The sequence below is a fragment of the Mesorhizobium sp. M2C.T.Ca.TU.002.02.1.1 genome, from assembly GCF_003997225.1.
The window spans coordinates 1-1057 of record NZ_RZTO01001281.1 but is presented as its reverse complement, the minus strand read 5'-3'; the positions used below and the strand labels follow the sequence as shown (position 1 = coordinate 1057).

At 63.1% G+C, this 1057-nt stretch carries 1 protein-coding gene; it reads left to right on the top strand.

The window, feature by feature from the left end:
* The first annotated feature begins 127 nt into the window (after positions 1 to 127).
* Entirely contained in the window at positions 128 to 1024 is an 897-nt protein-coding gene (locus EOD07_RS35480; protein WP_245470620.1) for a DUF2865 domain-containing protein, read from the top strand.
* The last annotated feature ends 33 nt before the right edge of the window (positions 1025 to 1057 follow it).

Below are 1057 nucleotides of genomic sequence, written 5' to 3'. Positions count from 1 at the left end.
GGCTCAGGCTAACCTTTATATACATAAGTATTTTCTCAATTAGCCGACATTGATTAAGTCGAACTCGTTTTTCGAACAAGGGTGGCGCCCGATGACGAGGTTACGGTTCCTTAAGATACCATTCCTGATGGTCACAGCGATCTTGGCGGCGACGCAGGTTTCTTATGCCGATGCTTGCTCGACGCTGAGAAGGCAGATACTGTCCAGCGGTCGTGACTCGGCGGGCCCCGAGCTTGCGCAACTGCGGCGCCAGCTTGCCGCGATCCAAGGGCTGGAGAGGCAGCGCCGATGCACCGCCAGCAGCGCTGTCGGGGGCTTCTTCAATGCCTGCGGGGATCTCGTGCGGAGCCGGACCGAGGTGCAGCGCCGGATCGCCAGCATCGGCAATTCCGGCCGCGACTCCTCCGCGTTGCAGGCGAGATACGTCGCCCTCGGTTGTCAGGCGGCTCCCAAGCGGCAGCAGGCGCCCCAGCAGGCGTCCGACACGGAGGCTTCCGCCCCGACGTCCGGCGGGAACGCGCTGCTGTTTTGCGTCCGCCTCTCCGACGGCTATTTCTTCCCGGCGCCGAACTCGCAATTCGCGCGGGCCAGGGACCGCGAGGATACGGTCGATCAATGCCGCTACATCTGCGACGATGCGGGCGTCGATCTCTATACGCTGAGCGATCCGAGCCTCGAGACAGACCAGATGGTGGCGGTCGACACGCGCAAGCCCTATACCGAGCTGCCAACCGCCTTCCGCTATCGCGACGCCGCCGAATTCAAGGCCTGCGACCTCAAGCGCTACTCCGAGCGCGTGGCCGAGCTCAGGGCGCGCACGGTGACGCAGGGTAACATGGAAAACGCCGTCATTCCCTTGCCGACATCAAGGCCGGATCTGGGCACGGTCTCGGATATTCCGTCGAGCAGCGCTCGGGGCGCGGAAGCGAATACCACCAGCTCGATCGCACGGTCCGAGGCGGTTGCTCCGTCAGATGCAAAGCCGGTGCGCATAGTCGGGCCGGCTTTCTTCCCGGCAAATTGATCCCGCCGTTGTTTCCGGTGTTGAGGCATCCGT

What these genes read in the sequence shown, in the direction of transcription:
- EOD07_RS35480 (WP_245470620.1), top strand. Translation starts at nt 128, where the DNA reads ATGGTCACAGCGATCTTGGCGGCGACGCAGGTTTCTTATGCCGATGCT.